This is a genomic window from Thermoflexus hugenholtzii JAD2 (assembly GCF_900187885.1).
Lineage (GTDB): Bacteria > Chloroflexota > Anaerolineae > Thermoflexales > Thermoflexaceae > Thermoflexus > Thermoflexus hugenholtzii.
This window is the reverse complement of record NZ_FYEK01000016.1, coordinates 1-467: the sequence shown is the minus strand read 5'-3', so window position 1 is coordinate 467 and position 467 is coordinate 1. Positions and strand designations below refer to the sequence as shown.

Annotated in this window: 1 protein-coding gene; it reads right to left on the bottom strand. The window is 69.0% G+C overall.

Going from position 1 to position 467, the window contains the following annotated elements:
* Window positions 1-462: tetratricopeptide repeat protein (locus CFB18_RS04195; protein ID WP_268808065.1), on the bottom strand; the 462-nt coding region annotated here is incomplete at its 3' end.
* Window positions 463-467 lie beyond the last annotated feature (5 nt).

The window sequence follows — 467 nt, the reverse complement described above, 5'->3', positions numbered from 1 at the left end:
CATTAGGGCCTCCTCCCGCCGACCCAACTCGGAGAGCATCACGCCCAGGTTGGTGAGGCTCAGCGCCAGGTATGGGCGGAAGGCCTGGGGGTATTGGACGGCCAGCTGGCGGTAGAGTTCCACCGCTTCCTGGGTGGCCGTTAGGGCCTCCTCCCGCCGGCCCAACTCGGAGAGCCCGGCGCCCAGGTTGGTGAGGCTCAGCGCCAGGTTGGGGAGGAAGGCCTGGGGGTGTTGGGCGGCCAGCTGGCAGTAGAGTTCCACCGCTTCCTGGGTGACCTGCAGGGCCTCCTCCCGCCGGCCCAACTCGGAGAGCCTCGCGCCGAGGTTGTGGAGGCTCAGCGCCAGGTTGGGGAGGAAGGCCTGGGGGTATTGGACGGCCAGCTGGCGGTAAAGTTCCACCGCTTCCTGAGTGACCTGCAGGGCCTCCTCCCGCCGGCCCAACTCGGAGAGCCTCGCGCCCAGGTTGT